14 protein-coding genes and 1 tRNA gene are annotated in these 17546 nt (G+C 48.5%); 6 read left to right on the forward strand and 9 right to left on the reverse strand.

Going from position 1 to position 17546, the window contains the following annotated elements; translation table 11 throughout:
* Nucleotides 1–42: 42 nt before the first annotated feature.
* A complete protein-coding gene (locus ACN08W_RS01060; RefSeq protein WP_419108576.1) occupies nt 43–1368 on the reverse strand; it encodes an FUSC family protein in 1326 nt (441 codons plus the stop codon).
* Between the two features lie 207 nt (nt 1369–1575).
* Between ACN08W_RS01060 and pstS the strand changes: the two genes are divergently transcribed.
* From pstS to pstB, 4 genes are read left to right on the forward strand one after another with little or no spacing between them, the layout of a single operon-like run.
* Nucleotides 1576–2688: a phosphate ABC transporter substrate-binding protein PstS gene (gene pstS / locus ACN08W_RS01065; protein ID WP_419103135.1), complete on the forward strand. Its 1113-nt coding sequence runs from the start codon at nt 1576–1578 to the stop codon at nt 2686–2688.
* A gap of 39 nt (nt 2689–2727) precedes the next feature.
* A complete protein-coding gene (gene pstC / locus ACN08W_RS01070; RefSeq protein ID WP_419108577.1) occupies nt 2728–3759 on the forward strand; it encodes a phosphate ABC transporter permease subunit PstC in 1032 nt (343 codons plus the stop codon).
* 3 nt (nt 3760–3762) lie between these two features.
* Nucleotides 3763–4866 carry a phosphate ABC transporter permease PstA gene (gene pstA / locus ACN08W_RS01075; RefSeq protein ID WP_419106659.1) on the forward strand — a complete coding sequence of 368 codons (1104 nt, stop codon included), beginning with the start codon at nt 3763–3765 and terminating at the stop codon, nt 4864–4866.
* A 40-nt stretch (nt 4867–4906) separates the two neighbouring features.
* Complete coding sequence (pstB, locus tag ACN08W_RS01080; RefSeq protein ID WP_419108578.1) at nt 4907–5686, forward strand: phosphate ABC transporter ATP-binding protein PstB; 780 nt, start codon at nt 4907–4909, stop codon at nt 5684–5686.
* Between the two features lie 115 nt (nt 5687–5801).
* Here the strand turns inward: pstB and ACN08W_RS01085 are convergent, their stop codons facing one another.
* From ACN08W_RS01085 to ACN08W_RS01095, 3 genes are all read right to left on the reverse strand, one after another.
* Nucleotides 5802–6815, reverse strand: a complete 1014-nt coding sequence (locus tag ACN08W_RS01085) for an inorganic phosphate transporter (RefSeq protein WP_419103131.1) — start codon at nt 6813–6815, stop codon at nt 5802–5804.
* A gap of 3 nt (nt 6816–6818) precedes the next feature.
* On the reverse strand, nt 6819–7439 hold the full coding sequence (locus tag ACN08W_RS01090) for a DUF47 family protein (protein WP_419103130.1): 621 nt from the start codon (nt 7437–7439) through the stop codon (nt 6819–6821).
* 261 nt (nt 7440–7700) lie between these two features.
* Nucleotides 7701–8420: a histone acetyltransferase gene (locus ACN08W_RS01095; RefSeq protein WP_419108579.1), complete on the reverse strand. Its 720-nt coding sequence runs from the start codon at nt 8418–8420 to the stop codon at nt 7701–7703.
* Nucleotides 8421–8564: 144 nt separating this feature from the next.
* Between ACN08W_RS01095 and ACN08W_RS01100 the strand changes: the two genes are divergently transcribed.
* Together ACN08W_RS01100 and ACN08W_RS01105 are read left to right on the forward strand one after the other, a co-directional pair.
* Nucleotides 8565–8637: transfer RNA gene (locus ACN08W_RS01100), tRNA-Lys, on the forward strand.
* A 92-nt stretch (nt 8638–8729) separates the two neighbouring features.
* A complete protein-coding gene (locus ACN08W_RS01105) occupies nt 8730–9224 on the forward strand; it encodes a GNAT family N-acetyltransferase (protein WP_419106657.1) in 495 nt (164 codons plus the stop codon).
* Nucleotides 9225–9325: 101 nt separating this feature from the next.
* Here ACN08W_RS01105 and ACN08W_RS01110 read toward each other — a convergent pair whose 3' ends face one another.
* The 5 genes from ACN08W_RS01110 to ACN08W_RS01130 all read right to left on the reverse strand — a co-directional run bounded on the left by ACN08W_RS01110 (nt 9326) and on the right by ACN08W_RS01130 (nt 17465).
* On the reverse strand, nt 9326–11398 hold the full coding sequence (locus tag ACN08W_RS01110; RefSeq protein WP_419108580.1) for a glucose PTS transporter subunit IIA: 2073 nt from the start codon (nt 11396–11398) through the stop codon (nt 9326–9328).
* 433 nt (nt 11399–11831) lie between these two features.
* On the reverse strand, nt 11832–14327 hold the full coding sequence (locus tag ACN08W_RS01115) for an HAD-IC family P-type ATPase (RefSeq protein ID WP_419108581.1): 2496 nt from the start codon (nt 14325–14327) through the stop codon (nt 11832–11834).
* 144 nt (nt 14328–14471) lie between these two features.
* Complete coding sequence (locus ACN08W_RS01120) at nt 14472–15242, reverse strand: heme ABC transporter ATP-binding protein (RefSeq protein ID WP_419103125.1); 771 nt, start codon at nt 15240–15242, stop codon at nt 14472–14474.
* 1 nt (nt 15243) lies between these two features.
* Nucleotides 15244–16230, reverse strand: coding sequence for a FecCD family ABC transporter permease (locus tag ACN08W_RS01125; protein WP_419108582.1), 987 nt, complete (start codon nt 16228–16230; stop codon nt 15244–15246).
* A gap of 50 nt (nt 16231–16280) precedes the next feature.
* Nucleotides 16281–17465 (reverse strand): heme/hemin ABC transporter substrate-binding protein, encoded by a 1185-nt coding sequence (locus tag ACN08W_RS01130; RefSeq protein ID WP_419108583.1) that lies wholly within the window; start codon nt 17463–17465, stop codon nt 16281–16283.
* Nucleotides 17466–17546 lie beyond the last annotated feature (81 nt).

A 17546-nucleotide genomic window follows, 5' to 3' on the forward strand; every position in this document is an offset into this window, starting at 1 on the left:
CCCTCCACACTAAAACTCAAGATACAGCCTACCAACATGGCACTACTGATCCCCTCTGAGCTGAGAACGCAACACAATATTCAACGTACGAGTATCATCAGGGCACAAACCGCGACCACCAGTAGAAGAATCCTCAGACTGCTCAAGAGCCTGATCTAAAAGTTCACGCTGCTTTTGCGGATCTTGAGGAATTGCCGGAATCTGCTGAGTACGTGGCGCATGCTCCGTCATCGAAACTGTCAACGGCACCAAACACTGAACCGCCTCATCATGAGACTTCCCCGTAGCCTCCAACAAATCAACCACAAGAGGGCGAACCATCAACACCAAAGACTCCGCCTCCAACGTACGAACACCCATCAGCACAGGGTCAAGCTGCTGAGCAATACGCACTAAATGACGTTCCGTCTGAGCTTTAAGATCCGAACGAATATGGTCCTCACGATGAGAAACCGCCTCACCTAACAATGTCACCGCAACACTCAACTTAGAAAGCACCGTCGTCAAAGAAATAATGGCACTTTCAGAGAGCTGCACATGAGCCAACGTAGAAGCCATACGCCGGTTCAACACACGAGTATTACGAATCGCCAAATCAACAGCATTCAACGTAGAAGCTAACTCCAACAACTCACTTCGATGGCTACGGCCCAACCACGATAACTGAGCCATACCCTTAGCCGTTACCACCTCGCCATCTGCTGTCGCATACAGCGGCTGTAAATTACGGGCACTGGCCAACGCCATCCACGCAGCCTTAGAATCATAGGCCTCCATCGCAGCAGCAGATTCCTTGAGCACCTCACTATAAGCTGCCAATAACTTCTGAGAATTCCAACGAGGAGACACCCGAGGATCCTTCGGGAAAAGGAACATCATCAAAAACGCAAAAGCACCACCCACGATAGCGTCAAGACTCCTCAAAAAAGGACCCTCAACCGTGGGCGTCATCAAAACTACCAGACAGGACTGCAAACCCATCTGAATCGTAAAAATAATGCCATCGTCAAGAAAACGTGCCACCAAAATAGAAATCAGAAGAATTACTGCAGCCTGCCAAATGCCACGACCCAGAAGCAACATCAACGCATCACCAATAATGACACCCAACGTCACACCAATAGTTACTTCTAACATCCTCCGCGCATGAGTAGCACCACGCACATACCCCAACGAAACAATAGCCGCCGTAGCAGCAAAAATTGGTTCACTATGCCCAAGAACATGCTGAGCAAAAATATATGCACCGATACCAGAAGCAACAATCTGAAGAGACTGGAAAAAGCCCTCACGAACCCTTCTCATGCCAGTCATAAACCAGTCACAAAAACTCTGTACAAGACGCGACCACGCGTGTGAAACTCCCATGCTCTCTAGTGTAGGCGCTCAACACAAAGAACAAGAAAATAGCACAGAGTTAAGGAACCGTTCACGTAAGCGTTTATTATGAGCAACTTTCCACTCCTAGAGTTGCACCTGTATGGGACAACTACCGACACCCCATTCAACGGTCTACCCATACACCTGAGATAGAGAATATCTCAGATTTTCTTCACATACGGAAAAGGACAATTCGTGAAAGCAAAAGCTCTTGCAAGCGCAGGCTCCCTAGCCCTTATCGGACTATTCGCTCTTTCTGCTTGCGGATCTGATAATGCAGTCAAAACAACCACCAACGACTCATCCTCCGATACCCAAAGCAACATCAGCGGAACCCTCACCGGTATCGGCGCATCCTCACAGCAGGCAGCAATTACCGCATGGGAAAGTGGCTTCGCAACAGAACACAGCGGCGCAAACGTACAATACTCTCCTGACGGCTCCGGTGCAGGACGCAAAGCATTCCTTGCAGGAGCAGCAAACTTCGCCGGCTCTGACGCCCATCTGTCCAAAGAAGAATACGAAGCATCCAAAGCTGTCTGCGGTGCAGACGGCGGCATCGACATCCCCGTATACATCTCACCTATCGCTATCGCCTTCAACGTACCCGGCGTCAAAGAACTCAAACTCGACGGCGAAACCATCGCAAAAATCTTCAAAGGCGACATCACCAAATGGAACGATACTGCCATCGCTTCCCAAAATAACGGTGTCGAACTTCCTGACACCACCATCACCGTCGTCCACCGCTCTGACGACTCAGGCACCACCAAAAACTTCACCGAATACCTCGAAGCTGCCTCAAACGGTGCATGGGGCAAAGAAGCTGACGGTAACTGGCCTTCCGAATATGCCGGTGAAGCAAATAAAGGCACCTCCGGTGTCGTCTCCACCACCGTAGCAACAGAAGGCGCCATCACCTACGCCGACGCATCAGCCATCGGAAGCCTCGGAACAGTATCCGTCAAAACCGGTGAAGATTACGTCAAACTCTCCCCAGAATCTGCCGCTAAAACGGTAGAAATCTCTGAACGAGTTGGCTCCATGAACGAACACGACATGTCCATCGACATCAACCGTACACCCAACGAAAGCGGCGCATACCCCATCGTGCTCGTCTCATACCACATTGTCTGCTCCACCTATAAAGACCAGAACACCGTAGACCTCGTCAAAGCATACGAAAGCTACGTCGTATCTGAAAAAGGACAGCAAGACGCTGCTAACGCCGCATCTTCAGCGCCGCTCACACCAGCACTACGCGAAGAAGCACAAAAAGCAGTCGATTCCATCACCGTCGCGAAATAAATATCAGCAACGAACGCAGAACCGAGATAGAGCGCATTCATGACTACCCAAATACGGTCCACACTTCCAGGGCCAACAGAATCACACTATTCTGAAAAGCCAGACAACGAGACAAACCGTCCTCAAGGTTCACGCCCCACCAACGGCGCAACACTCAACCCGTTCTCACAGGCAACACATGCAGGTAGCCCAGCCACTGACAAGATTTTCTCCGGAATTTCACTCGGTGCAGGAATCCTCATTCTCGCTGTTCTTGCGTCCGTTGCTATATTCCTCATCATCCAAGCAGCCCCAGTTTTCTCTGCCCCAGCAGCAGAACTCACCGAAGGCAGCTTCTGGTCTTATATCTACCCGCTAGCAGTTGGAACGCTTATTGCCTCAGCCATAGCGCTACTTCTGGCAACACCCATGGGAATCGGTATCGCCCTCTACATCTCCCACTACGCACCAAAGAAAATTGCGAAACCGGTCAGCTACCTTATCGACCTGCTCACCGCAATCCCCTCCGTCATCTTTGGTGCATGGGGAGCCATGGTGCTCGCACCACAAGTCGTACCCATCTACGACTGGCTCGGAACACACATGGGATGGTTACCCATCTTTGCAGGGAACACCTCACAAACAGGTAAAACCATCCTCACCGCAGGAGTCGTCCTCGGTATCATGATTCTGCCCATCATCACCTCCATGTGCCGTGAACTTTTCATCCAAACCCCCAAACTGCAACAAGAAGCAGCGCTAGGGTTAGGCGCAACACGCTGGGAAATGATTCGTATGACGGTCTTTCCCTTTGCACGAACCGGAATTATCTCCTCCGTCATGCTGGCACTAGGACGCGCACTCGGCGAAACCATGGCCGTCACCCTCGTACTCTCTGGAGGGCCACTCACCGCCTCCATTATCTCCTCCGGAAACCAAACCTTCGCCTCAGAAATTGCGTTGAACTTCCCTGAAGCTTATGGCTTACGCATGTCAGAACTCATTGCTGCCGGTTTGGTGCTCTTCGTCATCACCCTCATCGTCAATATCGCAGCACGACTTATCGTCAGCCGCTACCGCAAGAAGGCATAACTCATGAGTATCGCATTATCATCATCTGACTATTTTGGAGTTCGACGAGCACCACGTTGGATGCCTCTCGCAGTAGCTGCCCTAGCGGTAACCTTCGGAGCGGCGCTCGCTTCGGTTGTTGGGTTTTCGTGGGTTAGCTGGGGTCTCTTTTCCGCAGTAACTTTCATCATTGCTGCTCCGATAGTGACGGGAATGGTTGAAGGGCGACGCCGTGGAGTGGATTCTTTAGCGCGGTTCCTAGTTCTTGGAGCTTTTATCGGTGCTCTTATCCCACTGACCTCGGTGATTTGGGTTGTTCTTTCTAAAGGTCTGCCTCACTTATCGGTTGATTTGTTGAGCACCTCGATGAAGGGCGTAACAGGTGTTCACGATAACGCTGCATTAAGCGGTGAAGGCGCCGTCCTCGGCGGTATCTACCATGCGGTAGTAGGAACGTTAGAGATTACTCTCCTTGCAACAGTGATGTCGGTTCCTGTCGGTCTGCTCACTGCCATCTATCTTGTGGAATACGCCAAAGGTGGTGTCCTTGCGAAAGCAATTACTTTCTTCGTCGATGTGATGACTGGTATCCCATCAATTGTGGCTGGTCTTTTTGCGGCATCATTCTTCGCCTTCGCAACAGCTAACCCCTCTGAAAGAACAGGTTTTGTTGCGGCTGTAGCCTTATCAGTTCTGATGGTTCCTACCGTGGTCCGTAACGCAGAAGAGATGCTCCGTATTGTTCCTAACGAATTACGTGAAGCTGCATATGCGCTAGGCGTTCGTAAATGGCGCACCATTATGAAAGTTGTTATTCCCACTGCCATTTCTGGTATCGCCTCTGGTGTGACTCTTGCAATTGCGCGCGTCATTGGTGAGACTGCCCCGATTCTTGTAACTGCAGGGTTTGTCACCTCCATCAACTGGAATGCTTTTGGTGGGTGGATGGCAACATTGCCAACATACATCTACTACCAGTTGATGACACCAACTAGCCCAACCGCTGCTGCCGTTTCTGAAGGTCGAGCGTGGTCAGCTGCTCTTGTACTTATCGTCATTGTCATGGTGTTGAACCTAGCTGCTCGACTGGTGGCAAAGGTTTTTGCCCCGAAGACAAGCCGCTCATAATACTTTTTCTCTCCCACTCGCAATAGTTAAGGAAACTCTTTTGTCTCAGCGAATCGATGTTGAAAACCTCAACGTATACTACGGTGATTTTCTTGCTGTAGAAGATGTCAATATGACGATTGAACCGTGCTCGGTCACTGCTTTTATTGGGCCTTCTGGTTGCGGTAAGTCAACGTTCTTACGTACGTTGAACCGTATGCACGAAGTTATTGCCGGCGCTCGCGTTACCGGAAGTATTCGCCTTGACGGGCATGATTTGTATGGTAAGGGAGTTGATCCTGTAGCAGTTCGTGCGAAGATTGGTATGGTTTTCCAGCGTCCTAATCCGTTCCCGACGATGTCTATCCGCGAGAACGTTCTTGCTGGGGTGAAGCTCAATAATCGTAAGATTTCTAAGAGTGATGCGGATGAGCTAGTAGAGACTTCTTTGAAAGGTGCAAACCTGTGGAATGAAGTCAAAGATCGTCTTGATAAGCCAGGCGGTGATCTTTCTGGCGGCCAGCAGCAACGTTTATGCATTGCTCGTTCTATCGCCGTCAAACCTGAAGTTATTTTGATGGACGAACCTTGTTCTGCGTTAGACCCCATCTCTACTTTGGCGGTAGAAGATTTGATTAATGAACTGAAAGAAGACTATACCGTGGTGATTGTGACCCACAATATGCACCAAGCCTCACGTATTTCAGATAAGACCGCATTCTTCAATATTGCTGGCACTGGTAAGCCTGGAAAACTGATTGAGTACGGTGATACTCGAGAGATCTTTAGCCGACCGAAAGAGCAGGCAACGGAAGATTATATTCTTGGCCGTTTCGGATAAGACCGAAGTCTGCTGGCAGAAGATGAGGGGTGTAACGCGTGCATGCGTTACACCCCTCATCGTATATGTGATGCAGTACGAGTGTGCATGAATAATTCATGAAAAGATTCTGAGGCTATTTGAGAGCTGGGGAGAGTAGCAGAAAGAATAATGAGGCGATACAGAACGCCGCTGGTACTGTTGCCACCCACGTCAAAATAACCTTGAGCGCGATAGGAAGACGTACAGAAGAGAACCTTTGATTGATGCCTGCGCCGAGCACGGAGGCGGAGGCAAAATGAGATGAAGATACGGGTGTGTGCAGAAAAGCTTGAGATAAGAAGAGAGCTATTGCTGTTGTTCCCTGTGCAACTGCACCACGGAATGGGTCGATTTGAACCATTTTATGTGCAAAGGTGTGCCCGATACGCCATCCGCCCACGAGGGTTCCTGCTGCGAGGGTTAGCGCGAAGAAGAGAATGGCCACGATAACCCATAACGGGGTGAGCGATATATCTGCGCATAGACACATTAATAAGAAGAACAATAATGCTCGTTGTCCCACTTGAATCCCGTGTATGAGAGAAATAGCTGAGTTTGACATCGACATTGCGTGGCGTGAGACCTTATGGACTGCACGCGGATATGCCTTAGACGTCAGACGCGATAGAGGAAAAACTGTTGCCCACGAGAGGAAAAATACTAAGGCGGGGAGCACCAGAAACGGAACAAGAATGAAGCTTTTAAAAGACTCTGTGAGCGGGTTAACGGTCGCAATATTTGATTCATTCGCCGCCCAGACTGCGCCAATGAGTCCGCCAAAAAGAGCGTGGGTAGACGAGGAGGGCATCCTAAGCCAAAAGGTGATGAGGCCCCATACTATTTGAGCGAAGAAAGCTGTGAGGAGGATGGCTAAGCCTACATTGTTAAGCGGTACCTTCACCCATTGTGAGTGATGGTTTGTGAGGATGGCTGTACCAGCGAGGACTCCTAAGAAGTTAAGGCAGGCGCCGACAAGTAACGCTATTCTTGGTGTGAGTGCGCGGGTTCGTACGGGGACGGCGGCGGCGTTGGGTGCATCATGGAATCCCGTGACGAAAAGATAGCCGGTGAGTCCTAAAAATGCGAGGATAAACAGGATGATGCTCACTATTTATGATTCCTGTACCACGATGCGACCAATTTGTGCGGAGACTGCTCTCATGGAATCAGATACAGCTTTAAGTTCTGTAATGAATTGGAAGTGCTTCATATAATGTTGGCTGTTATTTTGGTCGACAAGTTCGGCACTGTAGATTTCTGCTGTGCGTGTTGCTTGGCGTGAGATGCGTAGCATGTCAATCCAGTATTCGTCGAGTCCTTTGAGGTCTTCGAGTTTTGGGATAACAGCTGTTGTTAGGACGGCTTCTCGTTGGATGAGGTCGAGCATCGTGGTCAGATGTGAGGGGAATCTTTCAATACGGTGTAGTGAAAGCACATGTGCGGCACTGGTGAGGCGTTCTACCGCTGTCATCAGGTGGTTTGCTAGCGTGTAGAGGTCTTCTCGAGGTAGGGGAGCAGCGAAAGAGCTGCGTACGAGTGTCATGGTGGTAAAGAATAGGTCTTGTGCTTGTGCTTCTTGTGTGAACATCTCATCGAGGATATTAGAGGTGTCAGCTTGTTCTATAGAGCCCACGAGCTCTGAGAGCATATCTGCTGAGTTGATAACTTTTCGTGAGAGTTCTGCCAGAGATTTTAGAGAAGAGTTTTCAGAGAGGAATAAGTAGTCAAACACGGCTTTCCTTCGGGTGGTTCCCCGCAAACTTATGATGTGCGTAGTGGTGATGCAGGCAGATGAGCCGTTCTGGGGAAGTGTTTTAGGCGATGTCAGGCTGGGAGCGCCTCTCGGCGGAAGGCCGCTCGTAGCGGCTATATTTTTGGAGCCCGGGGCTACCTATTAGCAGCCTGACATCTATATCTAGTTTCTTCTCTTTTCATGAGGATGTCAAACGTTCGATACCGATGATGCTACATGTGTAGATAGCGTTGTTGGTGTCTATTCGAGGGTGCCTGCTCGCCATGATTGTGCTGCTTGTTCGAGTTCTTGGGAGATAGTAAGGAGCTGTTGAGTTTTGCAGTGGAGTCGTTCTGCTCGTCTACGTGCTTCTGTCTGTACTTCTGCACTGGGGTGTAGTTCAGGTTGTAGCGTTGGCTCAGATGAGCGCGTGGGATAATTTTTGCCTGAGACGATGGTGTGCGCGGTAGCTCGTTGTCCTGTTGCGATAACAGCGCAGAATGCGGCGAAACGTTCTAAGGCTATGTCGAAATCTCCGGTGTAGGCTCCTGTGAGAATGGTGTTGGTGGTTTCTGCGACTTCTTGTTCGGTGGGTGGGTCTGCTACACCTGCGATGAGGGAGGAACGCCAGTTTTGTTCCATTCCGCGAGCATAGTAGTGCGCGATTTGTGTTGTATGTGTGTGGACGGTGTCTCTAATGAGGTAGATTCTCCAGAGTGCGCCAGGTAAAGAGAGAGCAGGCGCTTGTGACCACATTTCGGCGAGTGTTTCTAAGCCGAAGGTGTCGGTGAAGTGGACAAGTTTTTGGGTAATGTTTGGGTCGGTATTTTTTCTTCCTTGTTGTAATAGTGCATGCGCTGAGAAGTGTGCTGCCTGTGCGGTTGTTTGAGGGTCTGAACCACCAGGGTAACGGTCGAAGACCTCAGTGGAGAATGCGACGGGGCGGTGGTGTGTTCTGCTGGGTCGAGGGTTTTGGGGCATAGGGATATTCTAGGTTTTTTAGTGTTGAGGGTGAGAGGGTTTAAATGTGCTCCTTATCGCGTTAAAAATATTCTCTGTGGAGTTTTTACTTTTTCGATAATTGCTGTATAGTAGTACCTGCTGAGTTCGTTTGAGCTTGGTGGAGCGCCTTTAGCTCAGTTGGTAGAGCATCGGACTTTTAATCCGTGGGTCGTGGGTTCGAGCCCCACAGGGCGCACCGCAAAAACCCCGTTCTGGTATATATTCCAGAGCGGGGTTTTCGTTTATGTTCACGCAATGTTCACAATGATAGAGCCTAAGGTGGTTACGATGATCGAACAACAAAAACAACCAGATTTTACGGTTAAATCTTTCGACGAACTAACCCTTCGCGAACTTCACGGAATCTATTGCACCAGAGCAGAAGTTTTTACCCGCGGGCAAAAAATTACTGAACCAGACCCAGACGAAACAGATACTAACTGTATACACATGTTCCATCAGGACGCTGACGGAACAATCTTGGCATATATCCGCATGTTCGATTGTGGCAAATACGTCGACGAATCACATGAACTAATGCCTGGGGCTTGGACAATCGGAAGAGTCGCAGTGCACGAGAAAGCTCGAGGAATGGGACTTGGACGCACCATCCTTGAAACCGGTATTCGTTGGATTAAAGAAAATACATCAGCTGATCGTATTGAGCTAACAGCACAGTCTTATCTGAAAGATACGTTATATCGAGAGTTCGAAGAATACGGTGAAGAATTTATGGAAGCTGGTATTCCACACGTGCATAAAGTTTTACCTCTGCACCCATAAAAATATGTTCCCCTCATCAATAAAGGCTGGGTGTCTTACCAAAAATCTTTGGTAAGACACCCAGCCTTTTATATCAGCACTTTGAGAAAAGGAAGAATCCCTTATTTAGCGGTGATAGAGAGCAACTTGCTTGAGGTGTTTACGTCGCCAGTTACGCCTGCAACGTCTTCGTACTTGACGGTGTTAGTGACAAGAACGGGGGTGACGAGGGAGTAGCCAGCTTTTTCAATGACGGAGCGGTCAAAGGTAAGAAGTTCTTGACCAGCTTCGACGCGGTCGCCCTTAGCAACGAGAACATTGAAGCCTTCGCCGTTGAGGTTGACGGTGTCGATACCGACGTGAATGAGAAGTTCTACACCGTTATCGAGTTTGAGGCCGATAGCGTGGCGAGAAGCGGGGATTGCGGCAACTTTGCCTGCAGCAGGAGCAACAACAGAGTTTCCGCTAGGAACAACTGCTGCACCCTTACCGAGCTGACCAGCTGCGAAGATGGGGTCTGGAACCTCAGACAACGCGATAGCTTCGCCTTCAAGAGGGGAAGAAATCTCTACTGCTTCACCGGATACCCAAGGAAGGTTTTCCTGAACAGCGGAAGTAGCAGCCTGAGCCTTATCTGCAACAGCGCCAGCAGCGGCACCGGCAGCGCCTGCAGCAGCACCAGCGGTAGCAGCTACTTTCTCAGCTACTTTGCCGGCAGCAGGAGTCTTGGACTCGTAGCCGAATGCGAGAACACCAGCCATCGCACCGAAGAACGCAATGGAAAGACCGATGACGTAGTAGCCAGCAGGCTGCATCGCAGGGATAGAGAGCAAGGAGGTAAATGCGAATGCGTAGGACTTAACACCCAATGCGGAGATGGTAGCACCACCGATAACAGCAGGTACCAAGATGAGAGGAATAACGCGCTTGTAGCGAAGTACAACACCGTAGAGTGAAGGCTCAGAGATACCGCCGAGCAAACCGGAAGCAGCTGCACCAACAGCGGTCTGGCGGAGTTCTTTGTTTTGCTTAGCACGGATAGCAACACCGGTTACGAGACCGAATACTGCGAAGTTGTACGCACCCATAGGGGACTGGATGAAGTCGGTACCGATGGTCTGAAGGTTGTTGATCATGACCGCGTTCAAAGGCCAGTGTAGGCCAAGAGGAACCATAAAGAGGTAGAGACCTGCGATGAGACCGCCAACAAGCCAAGGAGCAACTTCGTTAACGCCACCGATGACGTCAGAGATAGCCAATGCGAACTTGATACCGAAAGGACCAACGAGGAATGCGGTAACGGGAACAAGAATCATGACCGAAATCATTGGTACAAATACCATGTGAAGCATGGTAGGAATAACGCGCTTGAGGAATCGCTCAAGTGGAGCAAGCAAAGCAGCTGCGAACAACGGCGGGAAGATCTGTCCGGTGTAGTTCATGACGTACAAAGGAAGATCTAGACCGAGGAAAGGAACGTTGACAACGCCATCAACTGCGATGTTGTTGAAGCCCTGGAAAACGCCGGTCATCAATGCTGCAGGGATAGCTGCACCAACCCACATGTTTGCGCCAAGACGCTTAGCAGCGGTAGCACCAATCATGATAGGCATGAACTGCAAAACAGAAAGTGATGCTGCAAGCATGAGGAACCAGAAAGGATAAGCACGACGCCACTCATCGAGCATGGCTGCTGCAACTTCTGGATCAGAGAGACGAGGGCCGTTAACGATGTCGATGTTTACGGTTTCGCCGGTGAGGTCAACGTACTGACCGAAGTAGCCAATCTGCTGCATGAATACGATGAGGGTTAGAATCATCGAGGTACCAAGCAGTGCCCAAAGAACTGGGCGGAATGAGTCAGATAGAACGTCGAATACGCGGGTGAGGACGCTAGCGTTCTTCTCGCCTTCAGCGGAAGAATTGCCGGAGCTTTCCCCAACAGTGTTCATGCCGGGGAGTTTGAGCATGTCGTTGTAAACAGCTTCAACCTTGTCGCCAAGAACAACTTGGGTCTGTCCGGACTGTTCGATGATGGAAAGAACACCGGGGATTTTTTCAATCATTTCGGTGTTGATTGCTGCACGTGACTTAGGGGTAACGCGCAGACGGGTTGCACAGTGAGTGAAGTGCGAGATATTTTCTGGGCCGCCAAGACCTTCGAGGATTTTGGCACCCATCTCGGAGTTGTTCACTGGTACTCCTTCTGGATTGGTGTGTGCGGAAAGTCCTGAGAAAACATAAAAGACCCGAGCTACACCTCACCGAGTTTCCAAAGCAATACTTTGGAAGGTAGTTCTCTGCTGTGAGAGCTACCGTAATATAACCGGTGGTCCAACAAATAATGCATCTAAAAATGATGATGTTGAACAATGTAACTCAGGTCTTGCCTGCTATCTCAGTAACAATCCTGTGATGGTATGAGTAAACGCTTGAAGAAGCGCTTTCGGCAGTAACTTTACACCCTCTGAGCGTTTTCTTGCAATACCCGCAGAAAATAACAGCTATCTACATAAAACGTGATTGACAAGTATATATTTCGATTGAGGAATATCTCTAAGGGAAATATCTTAAAAAACTTGTCTAAAACGACCATCCTTCTTACAGCAAAACTGATTCTTAGAAACGCTATGAGAGACGAGCCGCACGTTCTGCTTCAACAGCTTGAGGGTGATAACGACGCAACCAACGCTGATGGAAACGCAGGTTCACTTCCACAAGAACAATGCCAAGAACACCAAGAACAACAGACCACAGATGTAACTCTGCCGGAGGCATCATAAACTGATGATATTCATGTAAGAGAGGAACATGAATTGCTGCAACCATACCAAGATAGAGCAACCCAACCATCGCTAAACGATATGAGCGCAACGGACGTATAACGGTTGTCACGTTATAAATACCAATCATGGTCAACGTGATAAAAGTAGCCGTCTGAATCTGCTCTTCAACAACAGCGCTACCCAAAGAACGACCTAAGAAATTAACGCTAACAAGCATCGTTGTAATAATCACCGCGGTAGGAATCGCATAATGCAATGCACGGTTCAAGAACCCCGAAACATATTTACGAGTATTAGGGAACATCGTAATAAAGAACGCTGGGCCACCAACAATCAACAAATCAGCTGTTGAATACTGACGTGGTAAGAAGGGGAACTTCCAACACAAAATACCCAAGGTGATACCCAATAAAATCGCAAACGCTGTCTTTGAAAGGAATAGATTCGTCACACGCTCAATATTGGCGATAATCTTTCGACCCTCATCCAACACCGACGGTAACCGGTCAAAACGTCCATCCAAAAGAACCAAACGAGAAACAGCTTTCGTCGCTGGAGCAGCATTTCCCATGGCGATACCTAAATCAGCATGCTTGAGAGCTAACGCATCATTAATACCGTCACCGGTCATTGCAACAGTCTTACCATGCTCTTGCAACGCAAGAACCATATTCTTCTTCTGCTGAGGATTTACACGACCAAAAACAGCATGGTTCAACACGGCTTCAGTAAGTTCAGGGCCTTCATCAGGTAATAAGGACGTATCAATAGCACCAGCAGAAACATCCATACCAGCAGTCTTTGCTGCTGCCGCAACAGTCTGCGGATTATCACCAGAAAGAACTTTCAAATCAATTCCCTGTGACCGGAAATATGCTAGTGTCTCAGGTGCTTCTTTACGAACTTGCTCGCGGAACGTTACAAAACAAAGTGGCTTCAAAGCAGTGGGAATACGAGGTACCACCTCACCCTTTGCATCGCGTTCTAACGACGAAGCATGGGCAAGTACCATCGTCCGTAATCCACTAGAAGCAAGTTGCTGAGCACGCTCTCTTTCTGCAGAGCCGCCCTCTAAGAGAGCTTCAGGGGCGCCTAATACCCACGCTCCAGTATCAAACTCCACTGCAGAAAACCGTAGTGCAGACGAAAATGCAATAACACCGCGTACGGGGCTTGACGGAACAACACGGAAACCGTCAGCTAAAGCTGCTGCCGTAGGGTTAGCGTTTTCATCAGCACCAAACCACGCAAGCGCCTGTTGCCCCGCCTCTGACAGGGCAGAAGAAGAGTCGTCCTGTGATGTTTGAACAGATAACGGCAGGAGCTCATTAAAACGTACGCCGCCTTCAGTGAGAGTTCCTGTCTTATCAAAACACACCACGTCAACACGAGCGAGTACTTCAACGGCAGGTTGTTCTTGGATCAGAACATCATCTTGAGCAAGCTTGACTGCAGCAGTTGCAAAAGAAATCGTTGTCATCAGGGCTAACCCCTGAGGAATCATAGAAGCAATAGAAGATACCGCAACGATAATGGCGTCTTGCCAGACATTATGCTCAAAAGCATAACGCCAACCACCAGCAGCTACCATCTGCCCGTTAAGAACAATTGCAATGATTGGCACTAACGCATAAGTAATCCACCGAACTACGCGTTCCATTCCGGCACGAAGCTCAGAATGAATAACGCTAAACTTTCGAGCCTCTTGAGCTAACTTCGCTGCGTGAGATGACGTACCTGCTGCATAAATACGGACACGGCCAGTTCCACCAACAACAGAAGAAGCTGACAAAACCTTGTCATTAGTACGTTTAGCAACTGGATCGTTTTCTCCAGTGAGCATGGACTCATCAACATCTAATCCGTCAGAACTTAACACTAACGCGTCAGCAGGGACCTGATCACCGCGTTTGAGCAATACAACATCATCGACAACAAGTTGTTCCATGGGAAGCTGAACAACAGAGCCCGAACGAATGACACTCACCGGATCACGACGCAATAATGCAATCTGATCAAGTTTACGTTTGGCAGAGAACTCTTGAATAAAACCAACAACAACGTTGGCAATCGCTGCTAAAAGAAATAAGGTGTCAAGCCAACGTCCTAAAGCAATAACAACTGCACCGCATAGACCTAAAACAAGATTAAAAAGGGTAAATAAGTGAGTGCGAATAATCGTCAAAGTGCTACGAGAAGAGGACTGATCTTGGTGGTTCGTCATGCCAGCACGAACACGCTGTTCAACCTGAACCTCATTGAGCCCATTCTTCATAAGATCCTCAGACGAGGGCGTACTTAACGTGGAATCAGTTGATACCGAACCAGTATTTTTCACGAAATAAACCCCATTATGATGATGAATAAAATATATGACCTATACAGCCTAAGACGACTCTATATCAGAGTAACCACAGAAGTGGCAGAATACCTCATCCCTAGGAGGTATATATCCTAAGAAAAATGATGGAAGAACCTTTATCTAGGATTCATGCCGTTCTGGAAGAATCAGAAGCCTACCATTTGAAGGATGACGCAACACCTCAATAGGGTGACCATAAACCTCGCTGAGCCTTTGAGATGTACACACCTGCTCAGGAGACCCTTGAGCAATAACTTTGCCACGATTTAACAGCACAATAGAATCGGCGTACGCTCCAGCAACATCTAAATCATGCAACACCACCACAACAGTAGCGCCTTGCTGAGCAAAAGCACGAGCATTTTTAAGAGTCTGCTCTTGATGCAAAATATCTAATGCTGCTGTCGGCTCATCGAGCAAAATGAGTTCAGTACTTTGAGCAAAAATACGTGCTAGATGAGCACGGCCCGACTCACCACCGGAGAGCGTCATAATATCGCGTAGCGCCATATGCTCAACTTCAGTGATGCGCATACATCGTTGGATAATATCTTCGTCTTCTTGAGCAGCAGATGTGCCCTTCCACGGTGTACGCCCCATCGCAACGACTTCTTCTACTGAATACGGAAAAGATACTTCCGTTTTTTGGAGAAGAACAGCGCGTTTTTGAGCCAGTTCACGCGCCGACAATGACGATAAGGAAATACCGTTAAATTCTACGTGCCCAGAACTGAGCGAAACATCGGCACAAATTGCTGAAAGAAGTGTCGATTTACCAGCACCATTAGGGCCAATGAGAGCAACCACCTCACCGGCATGAGCCTTAAAAGAAACCTCTGAAAGGATGTCTTTTGCCCCGATAGAGACCGAAACATTATGAACATTGAGCACGCTATACACGTCCTTTTTTGATGGTTCTCCGTAACAGGAGGAAGAACGTTGGGGCACCAACAAGGGCTGTAAAAATACCAATAGGTAAATCTGCAAAAGCAACAAGAGTACGTGCTGCTAAATCTGAAGAAGCAATCAGCAACGCCCCTCCTAAAGCAGATGCTGGAAGAAGCAAAATATTTGAGGGCCCTAAAAGTAGACGTAACACATGGGGGACAATCAGCCCGACAAAAGCAATAATCCCCGCATAAGCTACCGCAACACCCGTTAGAAGGGCTGTTGCAATAACAGCAATGATACGAAGCCTTTCAACATGGACTCCTGCGTGTTGAGCAGCTCTTTCTCCTAAAGCTAATAGGTTGAGCTCAGCAGCAATATATGCACAAATAACAAGGCCTATCACAATAATAGGAAAAGCTGTATAGACTGCTTTCCATGTTGCTCCGTTGAGTGAGCCCATCTGCCAAAAAACAATCTGGTCACGAGAAGCATCGTCCGCGATAAAAATCATTAAAGCAATCAGAGCATTTGCAACTGCCGTAATTGCGACACCGGCAAGAATCATCGAAAGAGCTTCAGCTTTACCGTGTGAGCGAGAAAAAATATATACCAAAGCTGTGGTGATTAGAGCCGCGCAAAACGCAAAAACTGGAACAGTAAAAATTCCAAGGAACGTCCACCCAAAGACGATAGCTGTGCATGCTCCAACGGCTGCTCCTGCAGAAATTCCAATAACGCCTGGTTCTGCTAGTGGGTTGCCAAAAATTGATTGCATGACAGCACCAGAAACACCCAGAGCAGCACCCACAAGCACTCCAAGAAGGATGCGGGGAAAACGAATATTCCATAGCGTGGCATCTGAGAGCTGTAAGGTGTCTAAGTCTCCAAAGAATCGTCGATAGATAGAAGAAAATACTTCAGTAACAGGTATCTGATATTGGCCAAGAGCGGCAGATGATAACAAGACCAATATCAGTAGTACTGACATTATGGTGAAGGTGAGAGCAACTTTTTTTTGCTGAATCCAACTGGTGAACACTAGGAGGTTTTCGCTTCCTGTGCAGGAATATAAATTGCTTGAGCTAAGGAAAGTAATACGGCTGGAGTATTAGGTCCGAAGGAGAGCACCTGACCGTCGTTCATATCAATAATGCGATGGTTTTTACCAGCAGCTGTTTCACTGACACCAGGACGAGCTAAAAATCCTTCATATCCTCCGGTTGATTCTAATCCGCCAGTCATGGTGAGAATCAAATCGGGGTTGAGTTTAACGAGGGCTTCAGATGTTGCAGGAGTTGTTCCTTGTGCGCCCCCTTCAGAGGCTGCATCAATACCGGAAACTGAGGTAATGAGATCGTCAGCTCCAGAACCTTGACCGAGAACGAAGAAGACTCCCGCTGTACCACGTACGTATAGGAACGCCATGGATACTTTTTGTGACTCTTCCTTGGGCGCTACACGCGCAATAGATTCTTGGACGAGAGATAGCTCAGTGCTGACTCGCTTATTGAGACGTTCTCCAGATTCAGGAACGCCTAATGCGTGCGCAACGGCAGTAATTTGTTCACTGATGGTATGTAAAGAACGTTTAGGGTCAAAATGTACGACGGTTAGTCCAGCACTACGTAGCTGTTCTGTAATTTCTAGAGGGCCATTTGTGGTGTCCATCAGAATTACATCAGGATGTAAAGCAATAATAGCTTCGGCGTTGAGGTCATGGCCGTTTTGCGTAACGACTGGAAGCTGTGCCAACGATGGTTCTGTTGTTGAGGTAACGCGACCGACTAGATGGTCAGCTAAACCTAGTCCTTGCACTGTCTCGGCAAGGGTTCCGTACAGGTCAAGGGCTAGAATTCTGTCAACTTTTTCTACGGTGACTTCTGTGCCTTGATGGTCGGTGACTGTTACAGGCAGTTGGGGTTGCTGTGGGTTTTCAAGAGGAAGTACCGCTCCAACGCTTTGTGCTGTTGCAGTACCAGTTAGTTCCTTGGGGTTTTTTGATGCGTGTTCTTCGAGGTATTTTGTTCCTTGTTCTAGCTCCGATAGATGTTCAGATTCTGCCTGAGCTGACGAGTCAGATGATGGCGATGATGAACTTGGCTGAGAGTTATTGAGTGTTCCTACCCCACAACCAGTGAGAAGGAATAGGAGAGGAAGCAAACACAGTACGATAACAGCGCGGAATGGGTTAGAGAGGGAAGCAGAGGATATGGTTGGGCGCATGGAAACTCCAAAATTGTGGTTTTAAAAAAGCTGTTCGGGTAGACAACGGATGGGTAATCTACCCGAACAGCTTGATTGAAG

The sequence above is a fragment of the Rothia sp. CCM 9419 genome (assembly GCF_048512815.1).
GTDB lineage: Bacteria > Actinomycetota > Actinomycetes > Actinomycetales > Micrococcaceae > Rothia.